A 21898-nucleotide genomic window follows, 5' to 3' on the forward strand; every position below is an offset into this window, starting at 1 on the left:
GCAAGGAGCAATTGACATGAACACCTTCACCGACAGCTTCACCATCAACGGCATTACGTTGAGCGCCCAGCCTGTGTGCCGACAGAACGAGGTGCTGACTCCGGATGCGCTGGACTTCGTCGCGAAACTGCACCGGGCCACAGCCGACCGGCGGCAGGAGCTGCTGCGGGCCCGCCGGACCCGGCATGCCGAAATCGCCGCAGGCGCCGATCCCCGGTTCCTGCGTGAAACCGAGCACATACGCAACGACCCGTCGTGGCGGGTGGCTCCCCCGGCGCCCGGTCTGGAAGACCGGCGGGTGGAAATCACCGGGCCGGTCGACCGCAAAATGACCATCAACGCCCTGAACTCCGGTGCCAAGGTATGGCTGGCGGACATGGAAGACTCCTCCACTCCGTCGTGGCGCAACGTCATCCAGGGCCAGCTCAACCTCACGGACGCGCTGGAGCGCCGGATCGATTTCACCTCACCCGAGGGCAAGGAATACAAGCTCAAGGCCGCCGAGGAACTGCCCACCATCGTGGTCCGGCCCCGCGGCTGGCACCTGCCGGAGAAGCACATGCTGATCAACGGCGAACCCATCGCCGGCGGCATCGTGGACTTCGGCCTGTACTTCTTCCACAACGCCCGCCACCTCCTCGCCCAGGGCAAGGGCCCGTACTTCTACCTGCCGAAGATCGAAAACCACCTCGAAGCCCGGCTCTGGAACGACATCTTCATCCTGGCCCAGGACCTGCTCGGCATCCCGCAAGGCACCATCCGCGCCACCGTGCTCATCGAAACCATCACCGCCGCCTTCGAAATGGAGGAGATCCTCTACGAACTGCGGGACCACGCCGCAGGTCTGAACGCCGGCCGCTGGGACTACATCTTCTCCCTCATCAAGAACTTCCGCACCCGCGGCCCCCGCTTCGTCCTCCCGGACCGCGCCCAGGTGACCATGACCGCCCCCTTCATGCGCGCCTACACCGAACAGCTGGTCCGGGCCTGCCACAAGCGCGGCGCCATGGCCATCGGGGGCATGGCCGCCGCCGTTCCCAACCGCAAGGACGAGGCCGCCAACGCCAACGCCTTCGAGAAGGTCCGCGCGGACAAAACCCGCGAAGCCAACGACGGCTTCGACGGCTCCTGGGTGGCGCACCCGGACCTGGTGCCCGTCTGCCGCGAGGTGTTCGACAGTGTCCTCGGCCAGAAGCCCAACCAGCTGGACCGGCTGCGTGAAGACGTCACCCCGGACGACCGGGCCCTCATCAACGTGGCCGCGACACACGGCACCATCACCGAACAGGGCATCCGGAACAACATCGAAGTGGGCATCCGCTACATCGAATCCTGGCTGCGCGGCAACGGCGCAGTCGCCATCCACAACCTCATGGAAGACGTCGCCACCGCCGAGATCTCCCGCTCCCAGCTGTGGCAGTGGATCTCGGCCCAAGCCATCACCGACCACGGCCGGATTGTCAGCCATGAATGGGTTAACGAGCTGGTCGACAAGGAGTTTGGCGCCCTGAAGCGTATTGACGGCGACCGCTTCGAAGACGCCCGCGACATCTTCGAAGAAGTCACCCTGGGCCACGACTTCCCGTCCTTCCTGACCCTCCCCGCTTACGCCCGCTACCTCACTGATGCGCATGAAGTGCCGGGCCCGGACCTGGTCGACTTGGCGTAATAGAACGTTGGCCAGCCTCGCATCCAACGCAACAGGAACCCCGAAATTCGGGGGCAGGGCCAGCCGCGACACGGTTATGTGTGCTTTACATGCACCATCACCGGCCCTGTTCTGTGTACCGCTCAAAGAGAGCGGTACACAGGACAGCAAAGCCAGGCCCTACTCTGAACCCCAAACAGTTCGCCGCGATCTCGTACCCGGCGTTTGTCACAGCGACTCATTTCATTCATGGGTCGGTTCCGAGGCAAGTTCTACTGTTCCCATAGGGTCGGCGGTTCAGGAAACTCAATGATTACCGCATTAAAAGGTGATTTTTAATATTTTCGCGCATAAGATGTAAACCAATAGAAAGACCGCCATGTCAAGAATGCTTATAATTGGTCCTCCCGGTTCTGGGAAAGGCACGCAGGCCGAACAGCTATCACAGCGCCTAGGAATAGTGCCAATATCAACGGGAGAAATATTCCGCTCCAACATAGGCGCCAAAACGGCTTTAGGTCGCAAAGCAAAGAAGCATGTGGATAAAGGGGACTTCGTCCCGGATGAAATCAGCAACGAAATGGTGATGGAGCGCCTGGGCAGAACAGACTCTCGGCAGGGTTTCTTACTTGATGGATACCCACGCACCATGGAGCAAGTAGACACATTTGACGAGTTCCTTGCCAAGTCTGGTTGCAGTCTTAACATGGCAATCGAACTTCAGGTCAACGCCGAAGAACTTGTCCAGCGTCTAGTGGAGAGAGGAAAACAGTCGAACCGCAGCGACGACAATGAGTCGGTTATCCGGCGTCGGATCAGACTTTACGAGGAACAAACTCGGCCTATAATTTCGACATACGCTGAGCGCAATATACTACTCCAGATCAACGGAATTGGAGGGCCTCGAGAAGTCACGGGACGGGTGTTGGGTGCAATGGAGGAATTCCTTTCCGCTTCAGGACAGATAAAAACCAAGAGTTGATCGTAGCTTCGGGGACCACTCGCTTCTTGGGGGCAGTTCCTGGCACACGCCAGTAGCTGTTTGGAAACCGGGCTGGGCCAGTCAGGTTGCTGGACGGGCTGGCGAGCAAAGCGGGTCCTCTGCCTTGTAATTCAGCTTGAATCCCAAACCGCAGCGCCTCAGGACGGAGGTGGCCAGCATTCTTCGGGTGCCAGACGCATTCGAGGGCACCTGCTCATCCCGTGTTGGCTAGACCTTGGCCTTTGACGGACGCAGTCTTCAGCAAGCCTGGTGAAGATCCACGATTTAAAGGCCGCACGACGCGATACTCCAAGGCAATCGGTTCTACAGGTGCGGCGGCCCAGGACCCGTTAGGCAGTTGTTGTTGCGAGGCTGCGGGAGGAGTCCCCTGCGGCGCTGCCCAATAGGTCCGGCGAAAGCGTGGCCAGGTAGTGCTCTGCGTCAAGGGCGGCTACAGCCCCCGATGCGGCCGCGGTGACTGCCTGGCGGTAGGTCGGGTCAGTGACGTCACCGGCAGCGAAGACCCCAGGAAGGGCTGTCCGGGAGCTGCGGTCTTCAACGGCGATCGTGCCCTCGGGCGTCAGATCAAGTTGCCCGTGGATCAAATGGACTCGGGGGTCGTTCCCGACCGCAATAAACAGGCCCCGCACCGCCAGATTTTGTTGCCCGCCGGTACCGGTATCACGGACTGTGACGCTTTCCACTTGATCCTCGCCGTTGATGGACACGACTTCGGAGTTCCAGACAAATTCGATCTTGTCGTTAGCGAAAGCGCGGTCCTGCATGATCTTGGATGCCCGCAGGCTGCCACGCCTGTGAACCAGGTAGACCTTCTCAGCGAAGCGGGTGAGGAACATTGCCTCCTCAAGGGCTGAGTCCCCGCCGCCGACGACAGCAATAGTTCGATCGCGGAAAAAGAAGCCATCGCACGTGGCGCACCACGAAACTCCTCGACCCGACAGACGGTCCTCATCAGCCAATCCGAGTTTCCGGTAGGCGGAACCCGTGGCAAAGACAATACTCAGTGCTTCGTGGACCGCACCTGACCCGAGGGTGACGCTCTTCACCGGGCCGGCCAAGTCAACGCTTGTGACGTCCTCATAGAGGACGTCGGTGCCGAATCTTTCCGCTTGGGCCTGCATCTTTGCCATCAGATCCGGACCCATGATCCCTTCGGGAAATCCGGGGAAGTTCTCCACCTCAGTGGTGTTCATCAGATCGCCGCCGGCCTCTACGGACGATGCGATGAGGAGCGGGCGCATATTGGCGCGTGCTGCGTAGACGGCCGCGGTATAGCCCGCAGGGCCCGAGCCGATGATTAAGATTTGCCTCAAAATTTGTTCTCCTTTTCTGCATACAGCGCCAGGAGGGGCTGTCATTCGTGTAACGCTGCGGGTCCGGGACTTTCACACTCGATGTCCCCAGCTGGTATCCAATTAGCGAGGACATGTTGAGGCCTCCGCCATGCACTTTTCCTTGCTTTGCCTTCGTCGGCAGCCCTTGAACGGGGCCCGTGGACCCGCCATCGCACCTCTGTGGTGAAGACCGATCGAAAGTTCTCTGATAGCCGTCGCCGTGAGTGGCTGAGGCGCAGGGCGACCCAGCCACTCAGGCTTTAACCAAGTCTGAAATGCGGTCAGAGCTGGGCCGGTGAAGCAGCGAGTTTGGCGTGGACTTCGGCCATGTCGAGCGCGGCGATGGCCTCGACGATGTTGCCCAGTTGGGGTTCGCTGAGAACGCCTGAATGGGAGAACACCAGGACGTTCTCGCGGAAGCCCATGATGGTGGGAATTGAAGTGATTCCCAAGGCTCCGGAGAGTTCCCGTTCGGCCTCTGTATCTACCTTCACGAAAGCGACGTCGTCATACTTTTCCGAGACTTTCTCGAAGATCGGGCCGAATTGGCGGCAGGGTCCGCACCAAGCTGCCCAAAAATCCACGAGAACAATGTCGTTGCCCTCGATCGCGGCGGTGAATTGTTCTCCAGTGATGTTGGTCGTCGCCATGATGTTCCTTCCATTGAAAAATGTAGGCCCTGGTCGGGCGCGGTCGGTGTTAGCCGAGGCGGGTAATGACGGGGACGGGGTTGGCCAGAGTGTCGCGGATCGGTGAGCTCGCTTCAAGTGCGCCGATCAGGTCTTCCAGGTCCTTGCGGGACGTGCCGGGGCTGTCGATTTGGACGTCCACAGTGATCTGCTGGGCACCCTTGCGGACGCTGTCGTCGATTCCGAGGAAGCCGCTGAGATCGATGTCGAAGCCCAGGGTCAGTGCGACGTGCTTAAGCGGGATGTTCCTGGCTGCCGCCAGGGAAGCCAGCGTGACGATGTAGCAGCCAGCCAGGGCTTTGAGGATGTATTCAGCAGGACTGACGGCAGTGTCGGTACCAAGCAGGGAGACCGGCTCATCGCTGTGCAGCGTGAACTTACCGCGGCGCGATTCGTCGGCGATGCCTGCCTGGGTCAGGGGTCCGGTGATGGTCTCGGCGGTCAGCCCCCCGGCAGACTCGCTGAGCATACTGAAGCTGACCTTGCCAAGCTCACGCTGCTCGGTGACGGCTGCCACTGTCGCTTCAATGGCCGCGAGGTCGGCAAAAGCCTCTGTGCGCAGGGTATTCATTTCGGTCATGGTGTTTCCTTTCATTTGTATGTTGATGCGGACCATCAGGCCTTCCACAGCTGAGGCGCCTTGCCGGTCAGCAGCCTCTCGAGGAACGCCTTCTTAGGAGAAAGATTCCTGGTAGAAGGGGTAGTCGGTGTAGCCCTTTGCCCCTGTGGCGCCTGCCCCGTAGAACGTGGATGGATCCGGTTCAGTGAGTGGAAGACCGTCCTTCCAGCGGCGCACGAGATCGGGGTTGGCGATGGCGGGCCGGCCAACGACTACGGCATCTGCGTGCCCGTCAGCGACAAGGGAGACTGCCTCGTCGCGGGTGGTGACGATGCCGAAGCCGCTGTTGACCAGGAAGGGCCCCGCAAAACGGGCACGGAGGTCCTGGACAAAGTCACCTGACGGGTCGTGGTGGAGCATGCTCAGATACGCGAGCTGGAGCGGAGAGATGCTGTCCGCGAGCACCTGGTAGGTGGCGCGCGCGGTGGCGTTGTTGGCTTCGTCCATGTCGTGCTGTTCATTTTCGGGGGAAATACGGATACCGACGCGCTGGGCCCCTACCGCAGCTGCTACTGCCTCGACGGTCTCGATGACGAAACGGGCATGGTTCTCCGGCGTGCCGCCGTAGCTGTCGGTGCGGACATTGGTGCTGGGAGACAGGAATTCGTGCAGGAGGAACCCGTTGCCGGCGTGCACTTCGACGCCGTCGAAGCCGGCTTCGATGGCGTTCAGTGAGGCCGTGACGGTCTCCTGGATCACCGCCGGCAGCTCCTCGATGGTGAGGGCATGCGGGACCGGGTACGGCTTCTTGCCCTCCGGCGTCCGGGCTTCACCTGCCATGGCGAGGGCACTGGGGGCTACGATGCGGTGGCCGCCCGTGATGTCCTCATGTGTGACACGGCCGCCGTGCATGATCTGGGCGAAGATCCGGCCGCCCTCGGCATGAACTGCGTCGGTGACTTTTTTCCAGCCGGAAATCTGGTCTGTGGTGTGGAGTCCGGGCTGGCCAGGCCACGAGCGTCCCGCGAGGCCCGGGTAGGTGGCCTCGCTCACGATCAGGCCCAGGGAAGCCCGCTGGCGGTAGTGTTCAGCCATCAGCGGGCCGGGGATACCTTCGTCTCCGGAGCGCGTGCGGGTCAATGGGGCCATCACCAACCGGTTGGGCAGCTCAAGCTCGCCGAGGGTCATAGGGGAAAACAGCATGTATTTTGCCTTTCAAAAGCGGGCGGTGGAGTGTGGTAGTCACTAGATGGCCGACCTGGGGGCACCAGTTATGCCCCCAGGCCTTCGCACCCTTGTGCCTGAACCGTCGGTATTCGGCGGAGCCTAGGAAACTCCAGCCGCAGCGTGCGTGTGTGCTGCTGCCGCGGCATCCGGTGCACCTTCGAAGAACTTCATTGCCATGAAGCCATGGGCGAAACTGCCGCCCGCCCGCAGTAATGAAGCGATCATGACGGTTTCTGCAAGTTCCTCTTCGGTGGCACCTTCGGCCTTGGCGGCCTTGACGTGCGCTTCAATGCAGTACGCACACTGTGTGGTGAGGGCCACGGCGACGGCCATGAGTTCGGTGTTCTTGCGCGAGATGACCTTGCCGGCGCCGTTCAGCACTTCCTGATCGAATGCCAGGAACGATTTCACAGCGTCAGGGGCAGCGTTCCTGAGGTTGCGGAGGTAACGGTGGTCTGTGTGCTCGTGGTAGCCCATAGTTTTTTCCTTCGTGCAGGAGGTGCATTGCGGGTGGAAGGTGCAGCCCCGGTCTTGGCTACCGGGGCTGCAGAGGCATCAGTTGCGGGCTGCTGCGCCCAGGTAGGGGGCAAGCCGGTCTTCGAATGCTTCCTTTGGCATGGCACCAAGGAACGAACCGACGACGTCACCGTTGTTGAACACCCGGAAAGCGGGAATTGAGGTGACGCCATACTGCTGCGCGAGCTCTGGATTCTCGTCGACGTTCACTTTGACGACCTCGACTTTCCCGGCCTGCTCCTGGGCCAGCTCATCGAGTACGGGCCCGACGGCACGGCACGGCGGGCACCACGGCGCCCAGAAATCCACCAGGACCGGCAGGTCGTTCTGGAGGACATCGGCTTGGAATGCGGAAGTGGTTGTTGATCGTGCAGACATGGGCTCCTCTTTCATTTTTGTTGGTTAGGGCATGTGGGGTTTTGGCCCAGGTTTGGCATCAGCCGCTCTGGGGATTAGGTCATGCGTCGCTGGGCGGACGAGCTCCGGAGACTGGATCTACCAAGGTTTCTGTAGTGATCACTAAAGAACTTCTGAGTTATACTGTAGTGGTTACTACAGAAAAAGCAAATGACAGAGTTTGCTGAGACCAGGAGGGCATGACATGCCGGGAGGCCGGAGGCGCGGATTTGATGATCAGGTGGCCTTGCAGACGGCCATGGAGTTGTTTTGGCGCCAGGGATACGAAGGCACATCCGTCGCTGATCTGACAAAGGCCCTGGGCATCAACCCGCCGAGCCTTTACGCCGCATTTGGCAGTAAGCGGGACCTGTTCGAGAAGACCCTGGACCGGTACATGTGCGAACGCAGCGTCCAACTGAAGGAAGCGATGGCGCAGCCCACTGCGCACGAGGCGGTGCTGCACCTCCTGACGGGAAGAGCGGAAGTGTTCACTGCCCCGGGTCGGCCCTTCGGCTGCATGACAGTCCAAGCTGGGCTTGCTTCCGGAGAGCCGCACCATGAAATCGTCGATCTCCTCACCGCCGCACGCGAGCAGATGCGGCAAACTGTGCTGGATCGGTTCGAAAAGGCTCTCGCAGAGGGCGATTTGCCAGCCGGTACCGACTGCTCGGCCCTGGCGCGCTACGTTATGGCCGCGGTTTATGGTCTGAGCGTTGAAGCGGCCTCCGGGGCCCCACGGGAGGAACTCATCTCCGCCGCAACCCTCGCTTCACAGGTGGTACCGAGGCCGTAACGTAGCCAAGGCACTTGTCGCCCAACACCCTGCCGGGGAATGCGGGCTTTCAGCCGTCGGAGCTACCTGGGATCGTTGCTAAGTCCGTGACGGATTTGAAGTCAATGGCCCGTGAGCTCACGTATCCGCTTCGTGCAATAGCTGCACTTTTCTCTAATCAAAGAACAGCACGGCGAACTGGCATGCGCGGGTATTTGTGGGCCGGGAGTAGCTGCGCGGGCACCTTACCGGTATCGGAATATCACCGAACGTGGGTTCGCGAAATTCACCTCAGCCGAAGCCGCGCGGACTCCCGAACGAAGTGTTCGAAAGCAGAGCATCAAAGAATGGATGGGGCGCTCGGCCGGCAATAGAGCGAGCTGAACCAGGCCAACAACCTCACCCCGCGGTTGGTGGTCAAAGATCATGTGTGAGCCACCTGCTTCTGCCCGGAAGGGCTGACTTTCTGCGCGAACTAGTTCAGGGTGAGTGACTTTGCGAAGCAGCCCGAGAACGGGATCGCGGTGTCATAGGGCGAGTAGACAGGAATCGGCGTGTACCCGAGTTTCCGGTATAGAGCCACGGCTTCTGGCTGCTTGTTCCCAGTCTGGAGGATAAGCCGCTTGGCGCCCCTTTGATTGCCAGCTTCTCAGAGCAGACATCAGTATCGACGCAGCGCCCTTTCCCCGGGCCTCTGGCAGAACGATGACGCGCTTGACCTCAAATTCACCACCGAGGCGTCTGAGCGCCGCGTGGCCCATAGCTGTTCCGTCTTCAGTGAGCACCAGGACGGTGGCAATGAATTCCTCGGGCGGTACAGCCAGGGCTGACCGGGCGGCCGGCGAAAGGTGAGGGAACTCGTCCGTGGCATAACGAGCCAGGAGTTCGGTGCTCAAGGCATCCCGCAGGTGAGCGGCCCGTGGGTCATCGAAACTTACTACTTCCGCATGCAGGGTGTCATTGCACGTCATCCGAAATTATGCTCCTGAATTTGTATCCGCCGTGTGGGCGATTGCATGAATATTCGCGCTGTTGGGGTCCATCCGTCGTGTGTTTGGGGGCCAGCGGGCAGAGCGCGCCGTAGCCGTCTTGGGCGTCGGTAGTGGCGTGCTTGGGGGCCACCCCGATTTAGGCTCCTTCCGTCGTGTGTATAGGGCGCACGGCGGAAGGAGTAATCAGTAATGGTACGGAAGATCAGAGCGAAGCTCGTGCTGCAGTTGCGGGCCGAGGGCCTGTCCGGGCGAGCGATCGCGGCATCGCAGGGAATGTCCCGAAAGAGCATCACGGCGGTGCTGGAGGCTGCCGACGCGGCCGGTGTAGTGTGGGACGATATCGCCGACAGCTCGGAGGGCGAGGTCTATGCCCGGCTGTTTCCCGGGCGCGGTGAGCATCAAAGCGTGTTCGCGCAGCCGGATTGGGACCAGGTGCACCGGGAGATGGCCCGGGTCGGGGTGACGCTGAAGCTGCTGCATGGCGAGTACGCCGACTCATGCGCTGCTTCCGGTGAGCCGATGATGGGTTATGACCGGTTCTGCAGGACCTACCAGCGGCATGTATTGGTCACGGGTGTGGCATCCCGGGTCGGGCACAAGGCAGCGCAGACGGTCGAGGTCGACTGGTCAGGGCCGACGATGCAACTGACCGACCCGGTCACGGGCAAGCCCCGGACCGTTTACTTGTTTGTGGCATGCCTGCCTTTCAGCCGGTACGCGTTCGTCGAGCCCACTCTGGACATGAAGCAGGACAGCTGGCTGCGGGCCCACGTGGCCATGTTCGAAGCTTTCACCGGTTCGGTGCCACGGATCGTGCCGGACAACCTGAAGACCGGCGTCATCAAGCATCCCCGTGAGGGCGAAGTCGTGCTCAATGACGCTTACCGCGAGATGGCGGCGCACTATTCAGCGGCGGTCCTGCCCGGACGTGTCAGAGCGCCGAAGGACAAGGCCAGCGTGGAAAACACGGTCGCCCACGTGGCTACCTGGATCATTGCCGGGCTGCGCCAGCGACAATTTACCTCGTTACCGGAGCTTCGGGCCGCCATCATCGACCGGGTAGCTGCGTATAACGCGGAGCCGTTCCAGAAGCGGCCAGGGTCCAGGGCCAGCGTGTTCGCAGCCGAAGAGCAGCCGCTACTGACAGGATTGCCGGCAGCCGCCTACGAGATCAGCAGGTGGGTCTACGGGCGCCGGGTGGGCCGGAACGGGCACGTTGTCTGGGCGAGGAACTACTACTCGGTGCCCTTTGCCAATATTGGCACCACGGTTGACCTGCGGATCACGGATCAGGTGCTTCAGGCTTACCGGGGCACCGAACGGCTAACCAGCCACCTGCTGCTGCCCGAGAGCGCGGCCAACGAGTACCGCACCAACGATGCGGACCTGCCCGCCGGCGAGCAGTACCGGCAGTGGGACCCTTTCAGGGTGCGGGAGTGGGCCGGACGGATCGGCCCGGCAGCTGTTACGGTGGTCAACCGGATCTTCGAGTCCGTCCCGGTCGACGAGCAGGGCCTGGACGCGGCACTGGCAGTGTTGCGGCTTTCCCGGCGCTACTCGGCCGAACGGGTCGAGGCGGCCTGCCGGCTGGCGTTGGCAGGCCACGTGAGGTCCCCGCGGTTTGCGCATCTGCATCCGATCCTGGCCACGGAGCAGGACAAAGCCGCCGGTCTCAGGCCACCATGGGATGAACCAGTCGAACACGGCGGCTACGTGCGCGGCGCCGAGTACTACGCAGGCGGTGCCAAATGAGCCGAATCGATACCGAAACCAAGCGCAAGCTCCGTGAAATGGGCGCCGCCCCGATGCTGGAGGCGCTCGAAGCCCAGGACGAGACGCTCGTGCTTGGAATGGCCTTCGAGGAACGGCTCCGACTGATCGTCGACGAAGCACATTCCGGGTTCAACCATGCCAAGGTCGAGGGACTGATCCGGCGGGCCGGACTACGCTACCCAGGCGCAGACCTGCGCCGGCTCGACCTCATCGACGAACGCGGCCTGGACCGGAACCTGATCGCCCAGCTCGGCACGTGCTCGTTCATCGAACGGCAGCAGAACGTCGTCTTTCAGGGATTCACCGGATCCGGGAAGTCCTACCTGGGGTGCGCTCTGGCCAAACAGGCCTGCCAGCACCGCATCCGGGCCCACTACGTCCGCATGCCCGATCTGGAAGAGCCCTGGGCGCTGGCGAAGGACAAGCCTCTGGGCGCCACGAAGTTCCTAAAGAAGTACGCGGCCTTCACCCTGCTGGTGATCGACGAATGGCTTCTCGACCACCCCAACGAGGGCATGCGCAGCATGCTGCTGGAGCTGCTCGAGCGCAGGTACGACACAGCTTCGACCGTGTTCTCCACGCAATACGCCAAAAAGGACTGGCATCAGCGGCTCGGCTCCGGGGTCCACGCCGATGCGATCATGGACCGCATCGTGCACAACACGATCTGGGTCGATACCGGCAACCACAACATGCGTGAACACGCCACCATGACGCAATGAGAAAACGCCGGTGGGAGCCGGCGGCCCCCACAACCACGGACACTGGCCCCCACCGGCAATATCAATGGCCCCCAAAGGCAATATCGCGTGGCTTCCAAACCTTCAAATACTCAGATTGCACTCCCAGCTTTGCCGGGTGCAACGAGACTCTCGTCAGGGAGCGCCCCTTGATAGGAGAACGAAGCCAACGTGTACCGACGTTACGTGATTTTTACAGCTTTGGCGGCTCGGAAAAATGCCCTAGGCACCAGGGAAACATGCATTAGATGCAGGAAACCAATAGCTTCCGCGCTCAACGCGGGCAAATCGGAACAACCTCACTCGATTCGGGCGCAAGGACACACCCGCTCACACCTGCGAAAACGTCCAATACGTGAAGGGCCGGGAGTTCTCGCAGCTACTTCTACCTCGTTGTTTAACGCCGATAACCGAGATTTCGTTAACCTGTCGGTTCAGGCAAAGTCCCCCGACGTAGTTAGATCTGGCACCGCTCCCGCATGCTGAGGAGGGGAGGGGATGCCAAGTGGCCACCTCATTCAAGATTCCTCGGCTGCAAGCTCCAGCCGCTCGAAGAGTTCCGCCCCAAGCTGTGTAGCCATCAGCACCTCATTTAGAGCGTCGGGGGTGTACACACTTTCTGCGTTGCCGCCATCGATGCCTCCGGGGACCATTAGCAACCCGCAGCGCAATAGGTCCTGGACCAAAGGGAGCACTGCGTCCTCCAGCCCGAGGCCTTCACTGACAGTCCGCACAGATACCTCTGTCCCGGGCGTCCAGTGAGTTAGGCCTTTTCCCAACTTCTTGCCGGTGACGAAATACTTCAGAACTCGAACATGGGGTGACTCGATGACAGAAAGAATTCTGATCCAGATGCTTTCCTTATCTACGAGCGCGTCATCTCGTAGCAGCGTCCCGAGAGAGCGCCCCAAACTAGCAACCTTGCTGTCGAGCCTGGTGCGGCCGGCGGCGTCGAGGGCTTCCGCAGCTAAAAGCGCATATGTATCATTTTCGGTGATTCGACGGACCACGTCTTCGGGGCTGGTTCTTGTCTTCTCGGAGGCCGCGTGGAGAACCGTGCCGTGGCGTCGCTTTTGCTGCTTGTGGACTTTTTCGCGCAACCCATCAAGTGCTGCCACCCCGGTCGCGATTGGAACGCTCATTTCTGGGGCTGCCGCCCCAAGCGCTGCACCGACGGCGGCGAGGAAAATCTTTCCTCCTTCGCCCGTGCCGAACTGTTCTGACAAGGGCTCGGTCTCGGGTTCGATGTCCTCGTATTGATCATCAGTCCGCTTCACAGGCGCTCCTTGTCCAGACTTTCTCCAACTCATCATGCGTTGGTGCACCCTGCCACGGATGGCAGACTTTTTGTCACTGGGTGAGAGTACATGAAAGGACTCTGGGGAGGCACTTTTGGTTCTTCGCCGAGGCGGAGACAACGCCTGCGCGGAACGGAATGAAGCATCGGCTTTCTTCACTTGGCGGACCGAAAACCGATCTGTCATCTACCCAATATCGAACAGCCAGTTCGCTCCCTTAAAATCTGCTTCACGCACGGGCGCAGGGGCCTGCCCGGACCTAATTCGGTCGAGATGGACCTTCACGTATTTAGTGCGTGCTGATTTGAGCAACATGGCTCGGAAGAAACCGAAACCAATCCCTACCGCTATCGCCCAGAGCAGGACCCCAGCGGCTATGGCCCAAGAGCCAAACGGGTCCATGCGGAAAGACGCAGAAATATGATCCTGAACGCCGGTCGCCGCTCCGGCAACGGTCGCCATGGCTCCTCCTGCTATAGCCAGAATAAGTACCCCTATACCGCCCGCGATCAGGCCAACGATGGTCTTGTAACGCACGAGACTCAGGGAGGCTAAGCGGAAGCCGGTCGCTTCCAGGGCCTGCTGTAGTTCAACAGTCGATTCCGGCGCAGCACCCTGCAGTGTACTTTTGAGATCTTCGATCTCTTTGTGCAGCTTCCGAGCTTCTGTCCGTGGAACGAGTAGCGCCGTTACTACGGCTGAGACACTCGTTGTGCCCAGTATTGACGCGATTAATGGCAACCAAGACAAATCCATGATGGCTATCGTCCGTCAAGCTGCGTTTTTCCAAAGAAGCACGCACCGACGGTCACTGAACTGTTACTCCCGACATGAGCAATGCTTAGCCCCAGCAAGTGACGTGCCGTGGTCTTCTGTTGAATCTGTTGGATCCGCACTGGCGTGCCCTGCCCACAAGTCCCCTCGGAGCGTTCACGCTAGAGGCATCCCGACCTGCAGGCGCACGCGACTCCTGTGATGTGCGAGAGGACTCCTACTCCCGTGCCTTGAAATCCGATAATGGAGATTTCGTCACCCAAAGGCGCGGGCGCCAACGGGTAGGTTGGGTGCCGTCGCAGTATCAGTGCCCCAGCTTCAGGGCGCAGGCTGCCAGAGGCTCAAGTCTGACCATTAAGCGGGAAAGCCCATGCTCAGACGCGGTGAGATTATTCGGACCCCGTAGTCGCCGGCAAGGACGGATTTAGGGACGCCGCTGGCGGCCCGCTGGACCAGTTAGGCGGCCGGTTTCCGGGGCGAGGGTCTTCTTCCGCCCGTGGTAGGCCCCGCGCTGCTTGGCCAGAGCAACGCCTCCGCTGCCGTTCCCTGATCAGGGAGCGTTCGAACTCGGCGAAGGCTCCCATGACAGAGAGCATGAGATTGGCTGGCCATGGGGGAGTCCTCCCCTGTGAAGAGCAGGTGTTCCTTGACGAACTCCACGCGCACGCCCTTACGGGTGAGAGTCTGGACCTCTTCACGCAGGTCATCGAGGTTGCCCTCGAGTTGGCGTTTCTCGTTCTGGTCCACCGTGCTGACATGAACGTCGGGTGCGCGAGGCCGTCGGCGCGTAGGCCGAGGGCGATGCTAAGTTGCACTGTTCAGGCGTCGATCTCCTGTTGGATTCTGCGGGCGAACCCGCGCAGCTTCCGCTGGTCCTGGGTGCTGAAATCTCGCGGCTTCTGGTCGATCACGTCGAGGGCTCCGATGTTCCAGCCAAGGCGTCCGTGCAAGGGGAACCCAGCGTAGAAGCGGATGTGGGGTTCGCCCAGAACAAAGGGATTGGCGGAGAACCTGCCATCCGCTCGCGCGTCCGGAACAACCAAAAGGGCATTGGTTCTGACCGTCTCATTGCAGAAGGCCACATCCCTGGGTACGTCGTGCGCCGCGGCTCCCACGATCGACTTGGTGAACTGCCTGTCATCGGCGATCAGGGAAACCGCGGTGATGCTGACACTAAAGAACTTGCGAACGTCACGGACTATCCGGTCAAATCGTTGCTCAGGGCTGCTGTCCAGCAGCCCTGTCTTCAGCAGCGCTGACAGGCGCTCGGCCTCGGCGCCCTCTGGGGGAAGAAGGAATCGCCCTGCGGCCCCCAGGTCCGCTGCAGGATGACCAGGAAGTCCTGGCGTCACCGGCGTAGCCGAATCCCAAGAAGAGGGAACGAGCGCTGGCCCACCGGCAGCTTCTGACACATCGTTGACGGCGCATGCAAGGAGGTCCTGATCCATGGCCGGCAGGCTCAGCGCGCCATTCAGGTACGCATCGATCTCCACCTCGGAACAGTTTCCGCCCTGCCCAAAGTACGCCGGCCAGAGGTCCCCGGCCCGTAGATCGAGGCGGGTCAGGGCGGCGAGAATTTGATTCCGCTGTGTCCAGTCTTCCACGGGGGGTAACTCCGATCGGAGGCTAAGCTCCGGCATAGACTTCAAAACCAATTTCATCAGCTTACTTACTACTTCTACGTTACCGCACCCTGATAGGAAGGGCGAGTGCCTCAGCCTGCGACAGGCCGGCACGCTGCCGGCGCGGGCGTGCCGGTCCTCAGTGCTGATCATGGTTGGTTCCCCTCGCTCCATGCCCGGGCGCTGGATGGGAGGAATGCAGGCACTGGGGCCCGGGCGACTTGTTGTCTAGCCGGGGTGGTGCTTCTAGATTTGGGGGATGATGGAGCACGGCCAGCACGGAGACTTCGACCGGCTGCACGATATGATCGCCGGGTCCGAGGACCTGAAAGGAGTCTTGGACGGCGTGGCAGGGTTCGCCGCACGCGCGCTGAGCAGGTCCACGGGGGAGCGAATCGAGTGCGCGGTGACCCTTCGCCGACGCAGGCGCAGTGCCACCATTGCCGGCAGCAGCGACGATGCCGTGCTGTTGGACAGGATTGAACAGGCACTGGGGGAAGGACCTTGCGTGGAGGCGCTCAAAGTGGGGCACTCCGTCGTCTTGAGCGACGCCTCCGCCGACCCCTGCTGGCCCCGCTACAGCGAGAGTCTTCTCCAGGCGGGGTGCCGCAGCGCGATGGGGGTCCCGCTCACGCTGGGCGATCAGGCCGGCGCAGTCCTGAACTTCCTCGCTCCTGTCACTGGAGCGTTCACCCGCGACGCCATCGCTGACGCGGAAGCGTTTGCTGACATGGCAAGCCGCATCCTGCGTTTGGCTATCCGGATCGCGGGCGCGGACCAACTCGCCGAAGTTTACCGCCGCGGGAAAACGCCGAGGTAGTTACTGCTGCGAAGGTAAGCCGGCGGCCTGGTGGATTGGGGAGGTTGCCTTGGAAGTGCTCCCACTCGGCTGGCGCCCGAAGTTGCCCACTGAAACTCGGTCACGTTGCCGAAACTACTTCAGCTATTGCCGCCGCCACCGCAAACGTTCAATGTCGGAACGCCTAGATAAGCTTTTTCCTATGCCATCACTCGACGAGAGCGTTACGAAAACCAAACAATGGCCGATCTGGGTCGGCACCGATGCCGATTTCAGGCGCCTCCTCCGGCTCATGGAAAAGGCAGTGGAGCCACTAGTCCCCGCGCACGTTGAACGAGAGACCGAGCATCCTCGGAACATGGCGCAATACCCAAGCGACCGCTTGAAGGCCCTCGAGATTAAAGCCAAGATGGCGGCAGAGAAGGGCCAGCCGGCCCACTACGACGAGGAGATCGCGAAGGTAAAGGCGGAGCTTGAAAGCCGGCTCGCTGCCATAGAGACTGCGGAGGCTAAGGCGCGGCGGATCGGGCTTATTGATCTGTCCCTCACCGTGAAGGATGATGATCGCCGCAAGGTCACCGGAACTGCCGATGAACTGAGCGAGTACCTGGATGGGCGGCACATCCAAGAGTTGGAGATTACTGCCCCTTCGGGCTATCTCCTCGGTTACACGATTACTGCAAGAGCCGGACGCGATAGCGGGCTTTACGTCAGGGTGTCTTCAAAGGATGCAACCTGGGCGTTGTCGGCTGCATCCGAAATCGAAGCTGAGGCGAACCGCCACGTCCCAGCGTGGAGGATACTGAGGTCCGCCTACGTTCTGTTTCCGTTGTACCTGGTCGCCATCGGGTCCTTGGTGTACTTCATCTTCGACGAGATCGCCCGACGGACGACCGCGTCGGGTAAGTTTGACGAACCGTTGATCTCGATCGTCTACGTGGCGTTCCTCGTGATTTCGTTTTTTGGTGCCGGGGCGGCTGTGGACTGGACGAAGAAATACGTGCCTGCCTTTGAAGTCGTCCATTCCGGGGGACGCTCTCGCGGGAAGGCGCTACTGGGCTTCATCGGTTCGGCGGTCGCCGCGGTTGTCCTCGGCATAGTCGGTAACGGCATTTCGAACGCGATTTTCAGTTCCGGGGCTGGCGGCTAAACGCCGCGCAGCCCCAACCCTTGGGTAAACGCCATCACAAGATGCTGGAAAACGGCCGCTTCCGGAGGCACTTCCCCGCCTGTCTTAAAGAGCCGATATTGGGGATTTCGTCGACCTGTAGTTCCTACGGGGCCGACAGAGAAGGCCGCCTTGTGGCGCCCTACTTTCCGGCAGTAGCGCCACAGGGCTAGAACGTCCTCAGCTTCCCAGGTTTCGACTGCGCCTTCTTGGAGACGATGCCCGCAACCGTTGATGTCGTTACCTTCTTCACCCCGGATGCTCGTGTTCTGCGGGCTCACGATGGAAAGCTCGGGCCTTCCAATACACGCGGACTTAGAGTCTTATGCTTTCCCAAGACTTGTATAGGAATGCCGTCGTAATTTTATCGGCACCGGCTGTTACATTAGATCGGAGTAACGGGGGCTTCATCCGTCGCGCCGGAATGTCCGGGAAGCACTCACATGAAAGGCTGGTGGCTTCAATGACGTTCCCGTCCGAGTTGGCGTCAGTTCTTACTGGTGCCTCCATGTCGCAGCTGAGCCACTGGCGATCCGCGCCAGCGCTCCTGGCACCAGAAGTAGCCTCAAAGCCAAAGGCTCTATATTCATTCCGCGATATCGTCGCCCTCCGGACGTTTGTTCGTCTTCGTCGGGAGCTTCCGCTTCAGAGAATCCGCACGGCCCTGAGTACTCTGCAGGACTACGACCTCACTGACCATCCGTCCAGCTATCAACTGGTGACGGACTCAAAAACGGTCTTCTTGGTGGACGATGAAGGCAAGGACATGGTTGACCTCGTAAAGAGGCGAGGTCAGACGGTTCTCCTGTCCATGGCGGACGTCTTCGCCCCTTTCACCAATCTTCAAGGCCAAGATGTTGTGGACTTCCGCCGTCCCCGTCAAAACATAGAAGTACGCGAAAAGCGCATGGGGGGATGGCCGACCATCGCAGGGACTCGACTGAGGTACGACACGGTCGCACTTCTTCTCAGTGATGGCTCTGTACAGCCCGAAGAGACGCAATACTATTACCCGGAAGTCTCGGCCGAGGCCGCGCTGGACGCCGCCGACTTTGATTTTTCGGTCCAACAGCGGCGGCAAACCCGTTGAAAATCTACATCGACGAAAATCTGCCTTATCGCGCTCTAGTTGAGCCGCTCACAAAGCTTTTCCGAAAGCACGTTTTCCGGCACCCTGGGCAAGAAACTCTGACAGGCGTAGAGGATGTAGAGCTCTTCGAATCCCTATCAGAGCGGGACTTCGATGCCATAATCACCCAAGACGCTAACCAGCTAAGCAATTCTGATGAGCGTTCGGGCCTGCGGTCTGCTGGCCTTCATTGGATTGGCGTTCCCCAGTTAAACGAGCCAGGGTTGCATGGACTGGGCGCAGTTGCCGGCATGGTGATTTCAGGGCTACCGTACTTTTTTGAAAGCGACGCTGAGCTGCCACATATATACAGGCTGAAGCCCGCTGCCCATAGAGCCAAGCGGGGGCCAGATATTGAGCCTGTCTAGCAGGACCAGGGAGATGGACGCTGAATCAACTCGAGCGCCTGGGGCAGTGGAAGACTAGGCGATTACATGGACCCCTCCCTCTCATTCGTCATGGCATTGGCCGCATTGCTTCTTACTGTCGTGAATATCGTGGTTACCGTCGTCCTTTTCAGGAGGTCCGCAGGGCAGGTTGTAGTGGAGATGAATGCTGCGTTGTTGAACCCTGCGCGTGCTCTTATCTCCAATGACAAAGGAACTTGGGGCTTAGATCTTCTAAACTACGACCCAACGGGCGTCGAGCTGTCCAAGATCGTCATCGAAAACCCCGGAAGAACGGCGGCCACCGTCACCAAGCTAGATATCAGGGTAGAGGGGGCGGCGAATTCCGATTCGCTATGGGCATGAGGCCGATAGCAATCAGGCAGCTAAGCGACACGTTGGGCAGCACCACGGCAGCCGACGACCTGCCGCACCGGCTCGAGCCTTATGACCAAGTCGTCTACTTAGTGGACTTCTGGGAGGTGGTCAACTATGTCTTCGCGGAGGAGCCCCAGCTGCGCCAAGTCAATATATGGGTTTCGGTGAAGGTGGCGGGACAGCCGCAGCCATACGACTCTAGGAAGCACGGTTATTGGAGCATCCGTCGGGAGTGGGTGTCCGTCCTCGCGCCGTACACAAAACGATCGGCCCACAGCGTCATACTCGCTGCACTGATGAACGTCTTCGAGAATGCCGGGCAAATCCGTATTTGGCAGACCTTGCTTCCAGACTGGAACAGCGCATCTCGGCTGAAAGCGAATCTCAAGAGATAACGTCTATTCTTCAGCGAATTCTTGGCCCCGGCGGGGATATTGATGGTGCCATTTTCGGTTCATACGACATCTGGGCTTTGATCATGTTTGGCTTCGAGCTGAAACGCCGGTTGACGGCCCTGGGGGGGTAACGTCGTATGGAGTAACCCTTCGGCCTGACTTGTGCTCAGGGAGGGGCGGACGCCCACCGTCCGGCGTTCCGTCCGGCTGGGGGAGTGATGACTCGGATCCTGCGGTGAGGGCCGGGGACGACCAGGTCGAGCTGATGGTAGCGGAGACGATCAAGGTGACGGCGTTCCTTAGTGGCAGGGACCCGTCGCTCGCCGTTTCTGAGGGCGAAGTAGATGACTAACTCGGTCCCGTTATTTGACTCCGTCGCACGAGGTGCGACGGAGTCAAAGCCAAGGTCATCGTGGCCGCCCCAATGAAGCCAAAGAACGCCGACGTTAGTGCCGCTGCAAATGGCTCCGTCGGCCACCACGGCAGTGAGGGGAGTAGAGTAGAATTAGCATGCGTATGCAACCATCAGCCTACTTACTTGACGTAACACCGGTTATCGGCATTCAAACCACGGGAGTAGAAGTAGCTGCGAGTACTCCCGTGCTTGGAGGAAGCGGGGTGTTTCCGCAGGTCAGGCAGGCTTTCCGACGGACCTAACCGTTCTGTCGACACGGCTGAATTTGCCCGCGGATCCCTTGCCGCTATAGGTTTCCTGCATCTAATGCATGTTTCCATGGTTTAGGGGTTGCAATGAGCGGTGCCATTCCGGGTTTCGTCCCGCGGATGCTGGTCGATCCGGACATTGGGCTGTTCCGGGCTGATGAACGGGTTTTTACTGCCATGCTCGATGGCTGGCGGGCGCAGATGTTGGCGCGCGGCCTCACGACCGAGACCATCAAGAAGCGTTGCCAGTTGCTGGAGCGTTTTCAGGGCTTCACGGGTGAATTTCCGTGGCAATGGGGCCCGGCCGACATCGAAGACTTCCTGGGCGATCTGCGTTCTGGCGAGAAGCCGATCAGCCTGAAGACCTTGCGTTCGTACAGCAACGCTGTGGCGATGTTCTGCTCCTACCTGACCCATCCGGGCTATGGGTGGGGCGAGTTCTGCGAACGGACTTTCGGTGATATTCCAAGCCAGATCTGCTTCGAGTGGAACATGCCACGGCACACCACCGATGATGCCGTCCCGGCGAAGAAGCGCTCGTTCACCAAGGCGGAGCTGCAGCGGTTATTCGACTACATCGATGACCTCGTCGACCGGGAATACGCCGCCGGCAGTAAGCGCTGGCTGCCCCTGTTCCGTGACTCGGTGGCGTTCAAGGTCTGTTATGCCTACGGGCTTCGCCGGCGTGAAATGACCATGCTGGACCTGGAGGACTTCGGCCCGAACCCTCACGTCAGCGACTACGGCCGGTTCGGGGCAGTCCAGGTTCGGTTTGCCAAGGGCACCGCGGGCTCAGGACCCAGACGGCGCACCGTGTTGACCGTGCCGGAGTTCGACTGGGTCGTGGACCAGCTCAAGACATGGACATCCGGTGGATTGCGGCAGCAGTTCCCGACCGCAGAAAGGTCCTCGGCGCTTTGGCCGAGTGAGCGTGGCGCCCGGATGTCCCTGGGCTCGTTCGGGGATGCGTTCGCCGCTGCACGGGATGCCGTCGGCCTGCCCCAAGAGCTGGGCCTGCATTGCCTCAGGCATTCCTACGTGACCCACCTGATCGAAGCCGGTTACGACGCGGCCTTCGTGCAGACTCAGGTTGGCCACTCCTACGCCTCGACCACCGGGCTCTACACCTCGGTATCGTCGGACTTCAAGCAGAAAACCGTGCAGCAGATGATTGCACGTCGCATCGCGAACTTGGAGGACCCAGATGCCTGAACAGCGCCGGATTGGCTACCGCTGGAACCTGCGAGCCTTGATGGCAAAACAGAACCTGTGGAAGACCACCGAATTGATGCCGCTCCTGAAATCCCGTGGCATCAATCTCTCCGAGAGTCAGGTTTACAGGCTGGTCACCTCCACGCCGGAGCGCATTCCGGCCAGGACATTCGCCGCGCTCTGCGACATCCTGGACTGCACACCCAACGACTTGTTCGAACCATTCGTGGAAATGCGCGCCGCAGCGACAGCCAACGCCCCCAAGCGCAGCGAAGACCTCGGCATCCAACCAGGCAACCCGGTCGCACGACGCGTCCGACTCGTTGCTCCCGAAGACGGGTGAGTAGGCCACGCAAAGCAGAGGACCCCATCCGCTGGCCGGTCCCCTGCGGCCGCTGCGGCCAGCACCACCAAACCGTCGC

At 60.6% G+C, this 21898-nt stretch carries 23 protein-coding genes and 1 pseudogene; 13 read left to right on the forward strand and 11 right to left on the reverse strand.

The window, feature by feature from the left end:
• The first annotated feature begins 16 nt into the window (after positions 1–16).
• Positions 17–1669 (forward strand): malate synthase A, encoded by a 1653-nt coding sequence (aceB, locus tag ABRP34_RS14535; protein ID WP_353710725.1) that lies wholly within the window; start codon positions 17–19, stop codon positions 1667–1669.
• Positions 1670–2027: 358 nt separating this feature from the next.
• Entirely contained in the window at positions 2028–2630 is a 603-nt protein-coding gene (locus tag ABRP34_RS14540) for an adenylate kinase (protein ID WP_353710726.1), read from the forward strand.
• Positions 2631–2980: 350 nt separating this feature from the next.
• Here ABRP34_RS14540 and trxB read toward each other — a convergent pair whose 3' ends face one another.
• From trxB to trxA, 6 genes are all read right to left on the reverse strand, one after another.
• Complete coding sequence (gene trxB, locus ABRP34_RS14545; RefSeq protein WP_353710727.1) at positions 2981–3964, reverse strand: thioredoxin-disulfide reductase; 984 nt, start codon at positions 3962–3964, stop codon at positions 2981–2983.
• Positions 3965–4266: 302 nt separating this feature from the next.
• Positions 4267–4635: a thioredoxin family protein gene (locus ABRP34_RS14550; protein ID WP_353710728.1), complete on the reverse strand. Its 369-nt coding sequence runs from the start codon at positions 4633–4635 to the stop codon at positions 4267–4269.
• 49 nt (positions 4636–4684) lie between these two features.
• The gene (locus ABRP34_RS14555; RefSeq protein ID WP_353710729.1) at positions 4685–5254 is read right to left on the reverse strand and encodes an OsmC family protein; all 570 of its coding nucleotides are present in this window, start codon (positions 5252–5254) and stop codon (positions 4685–4687) included.
• 93 nt (positions 5255–5347) lie between these two features.
• Positions 5348–6436, reverse strand: coding sequence for an alkene reductase (locus ABRP34_RS14560; RefSeq protein ID WP_353710730.1), 1089 nt, complete (start codon positions 6434–6436; stop codon positions 5348–5350).
• A 123-nt stretch (positions 6437–6559) separates the two neighbouring features.
• Complete coding sequence (locus ABRP34_RS14565; protein WP_353710731.1) at positions 6560–6937, reverse strand: carboxymuconolactone decarboxylase family protein; 378 nt, start codon at positions 6935–6937, stop codon at positions 6560–6562.
• 78 nt (positions 6938–7015) lie between these two features.
• Positions 7016–7354 (reverse strand): thioredoxin, encoded by a 339-nt coding sequence (gene trxA, locus ABRP34_RS14570; protein ID WP_353710732.1) that lies wholly within the window; start codon positions 7352–7354, stop codon positions 7016–7018.
• A gap of 259 nt (positions 7355–7613) precedes the next feature.
• On the opposite strand from trxA, the gene ABRP34_RS14575 reads away from it, so the two are divergent.
• Positions 7614–8168, forward strand: coding sequence for a TetR/AcrR family transcriptional regulator (locus ABRP34_RS14575; protein WP_353710733.1), 555 nt, complete (start codon positions 7614–7616; stop codon positions 8166–8168).
• 506 nt (positions 8169–8674) lie between these two features.
• Here ABRP34_RS14575 and ABRP34_RS14580 read toward each other — a convergent pair.
• A complete protein-coding gene (locus ABRP34_RS14580) occupies positions 8675–9118 on the reverse strand; it encodes a GNAT family N-acetyltransferase (protein WP_353710734.1) in 444 nt (147 codons plus the stop codon).
• Positions 9119–9328: 210 nt separating this feature from the next.
• Here ABRP34_RS14580 and istA point away from each other — a divergent pair, with 210 nt between their 5' ends.
• Positions 9329–10891, forward strand: coding sequence for an IS21 family transposase (gene istA / locus ABRP34_RS14585; protein WP_353710735.1), 1563 nt, complete (start codon positions 9329–9331; stop codon positions 10889–10891).
• Entirely contained in the window at positions 10888–11634 is a 747-nt protein-coding gene (locus ABRP34_RS14590; RefSeq protein ID WP_353710736.1) for an ATP-binding protein, read from the forward strand. The genes istA and ABRP34_RS14590 overlap by 4 nt, the downstream gene beginning before the upstream one ends.
• A 536-nt stretch (positions 11635–12170) precedes the next feature.
• Here ABRP34_RS14590 and ABRP34_RS14595 read toward each other — a convergent pair.
• From ABRP34_RS14595 to ABRP34_RS14610, 4 genes and pseudogenes are all read right to left on the reverse strand, one after another.
• Complete coding sequence (locus tag ABRP34_RS14595) at positions 12171–12929, reverse strand: hypothetical protein (RefSeq protein WP_353710737.1); 759 nt, start codon at positions 12927–12929, stop codon at positions 12171–12173.
• 207 nt (positions 12930–13136) lie between these two features.
• Entirely contained in the window at positions 13137–13706 is a 570-nt protein-coding gene (locus tag ABRP34_RS14600; RefSeq protein WP_353710738.1) for a hypothetical protein, read from the reverse strand.
• Positions 13707–14078: 372 nt separating this feature from the next.
• A pseudogene (locus tag ABRP34_RS14605) lies at positions 14079–14450 on the reverse strand (recombinase family protein); the annotation flags it as partial.
• A gap of 92 nt (positions 14451–14542) precedes the next feature.
• Positions 14543–15385, reverse strand: coding sequence for a GAF domain-containing protein (locus ABRP34_RS14610; protein WP_353710739.1), 843 nt, complete (start codon positions 15383–15385; stop codon positions 14543–14545).
• Positions 15386–15605: 220 nt separating this feature from the next.
• Between ABRP34_RS14610 and ABRP34_RS14615 the strand changes: the two genes are divergently transcribed.
• From ABRP34_RS14615 to ABRP34_RS14650, 8 genes are all read left to right on the forward strand, one after another.
• Positions 15606–16166 (forward strand): GAF domain-containing protein, encoded by a 561-nt coding sequence (locus tag ABRP34_RS14615; RefSeq protein WP_353710740.1) that lies wholly within the window; start codon positions 15606–15608, stop codon positions 16164–16166.
• Positions 16167–16347: 181 nt separating this feature from the next.
• On the forward strand, positions 16348–17295 hold the full coding sequence (locus tag ABRP34_RS14620) for a hypothetical protein (RefSeq protein WP_353710741.1): 948 nt from the start codon (positions 16348–16350) through the stop codon (positions 17293–17295).
• Between the two features lie 481 nt (positions 17296–17776).
• A complete protein-coding gene (locus ABRP34_RS14625) occupies positions 17777–18403 on the forward strand; it encodes a DUF433 domain-containing protein (RefSeq protein ID WP_353710742.1) in 627 nt (208 codons plus the stop codon).
• Positions 18400–18810 carry a hypothetical protein gene (locus ABRP34_RS14630; protein WP_353710743.1) on the forward strand — a complete coding sequence of 137 codons (411 nt, stop codon included), beginning with the start codon at positions 18400–18402 and terminating at the stop codon, positions 18808–18810. Before ABRP34_RS14625 ends, ABRP34_RS14630 begins: the two co-directional genes overlap by 4 nt.
• Positions 18811–18876: 66 nt before the next feature.
• On the forward strand, positions 18877–19194 hold the full coding sequence (locus tag ABRP34_RS14635) for a hypothetical protein (protein WP_353710744.1): 318 nt from the start codon (positions 18877–18879) through the stop codon (positions 19192–19194).
• Positions 19195–19226: 32 nt separating this feature from the next.
• Positions 19227–19601 (forward strand): hypothetical protein, encoded by a 375-nt coding sequence (locus tag ABRP34_RS14640; protein WP_353710745.1) that lies wholly within the window; start codon positions 19227–19229, stop codon positions 19599–19601.
• 750 nt (positions 19602–20351) lie between these two features.
• The gene (locus ABRP34_RS14645; protein ID WP_353710746.1) at positions 20352–21476 is read left to right on the forward strand and encodes a tyrosine-type recombinase/integrase; all 1125 of its coding nucleotides are present in this window, start codon (positions 20352–20354) and stop codon (positions 21474–21476) included.
• Complete coding sequence (locus ABRP34_RS14650; RefSeq protein WP_353710747.1) at positions 21469–21819, forward strand: helix-turn-helix transcriptional regulator; 351 nt, start codon at positions 21469–21471, stop codon at positions 21817–21819. Before ABRP34_RS14645 ends, ABRP34_RS14650 begins: the two co-directional genes overlap by 8 nt.
• Positions 21820–21898: the final 79 nt, after the last annotated feature.

Origin of the sequence: Arthrobacter sp. K5 (assembly GCF_040448525.1) — a bacterium.
GTDB lineage: Bacteria > Actinomycetota > Actinomycetes > Actinomycetales > Micrococcaceae > Arthrobacter > Arthrobacter globiformis.

Excerpts from the sequence above, each read along its gene's own strand:
- ABRP34_RS14600 (WP_353710738.1), bottom strand. The coding sequence starts at position 13,706 with ATGGATTTGTCTTGGTTGCCATTAATCGCGTCAATACTGGGCACAACG.
- ABRP34_RS14565 (WP_353710731.1), bottom strand. The coding sequence starts at position 6,937 with ATGGGCTACCACGAGCACACAGACCACCGTTACCTCCGCAACCTCAGG.
- ABRP34_RS14620 (WP_353710741.1), top strand. The coding sequence starts at position 16,348 with ATGCCATCACTCGACGAGAGCGTTACGAAAACCAAACAATGGCCGATC.
- ABRP34_RS14650 (WP_353710747.1), top strand. The coding sequence starts at position 21,469 with ATGCCTGAACAGCGCCGGATTGGCTACCGCTGGAACCTGCGAGCCTTG.
- ABRP34_RS14615 (WP_353710740.1), top strand. The coding sequence starts at position 15,606 with ATGATGGAGCACGGCCAGCACGGAGACTTCGACCGGCTGCACGATATG.
- istA (WP_353710735.1), top strand. The coding sequence starts at position 9,329 with ATGGTACGGAAGATCAGAGCGAAGCTCGTGCTGCAGTTGCGGGCCGAG.
- aceB (WP_353710725.1), top strand. The coding sequence starts at position 17 with ATGAACACCTTCACCGACAGCTTCACCATCAACGGCATTACGTTGAGC.
- ABRP34_RS14540 (WP_353710726.1), top strand. The coding sequence starts at position 2,028 with ATGTCAAGAATGCTTATAATTGGTCCTCCCGGTTCTGGGAAAGGCACG.
- ABRP34_RS14580 (WP_353710734.1), bottom strand. The coding sequence starts at position 9,118 with ATGACGTGCAATGACACCCTGCATGCGGAAGTAGTAAGTTTCGATGAC.
- ABRP34_RS14645 (WP_353710746.1), top strand. The coding sequence starts at position 20,352 with ATGAGCGGTGCCATTCCGGGTTTCGTCCCGCGGATGCTGGTCGATCCG.
- ABRP34_RS14560 (WP_353710730.1), bottom strand. The coding sequence starts at position 6,436 with ATGCTGTTTTCCCCTATGACCCTCGGCGAGCTTGAGCTGCCCAACCGG.
- ABRP34_RS14635 (WP_353710744.1), top strand. The coding sequence starts at position 18,877 with ATGGACCCCTCCCTCTCATTCGTCATGGCATTGGCCGCATTGCTTCTT.
- ABRP34_RS14610 (WP_353710739.1), bottom strand. The coding sequence starts at position 15,385 with ATGAAATTGGTTTTGAAGTCTATGCCGGAGCTTAGCCTCCGATCGGAG.
- ABRP34_RS14625 (WP_353710742.1), top strand. The coding sequence starts at position 17,777 with ATGACGTTCCCGTCCGAGTTGGCGTCAGTTCTTACTGGTGCCTCCATG.
- ABRP34_RS14550 (WP_353710728.1), bottom strand. The coding sequence starts at position 4,635 with ATGGCGACGACCAACATCACTGGAGAACAATTCACCGCCGCGATCGAG.
- trxA (WP_353710732.1), bottom strand. The coding sequence starts at position 7,354 with ATGTCTGCACGATCAACAACCACTTCCGCATTCCAAGCCGATGTCCTC.
- ABRP34_RS14555 (WP_353710729.1), bottom strand. The coding sequence starts at position 5,254 with ATGACCGAAATGAATACCCTGCGCACAGAGGCTTTTGCCGACCTCGCG.
- ABRP34_RS14590 (WP_353710736.1), top strand. The coding sequence starts at position 10,888 with ATGAGCCGAATCGATACCGAAACCAAGCGCAAGCTCCGTGAAATGGGC.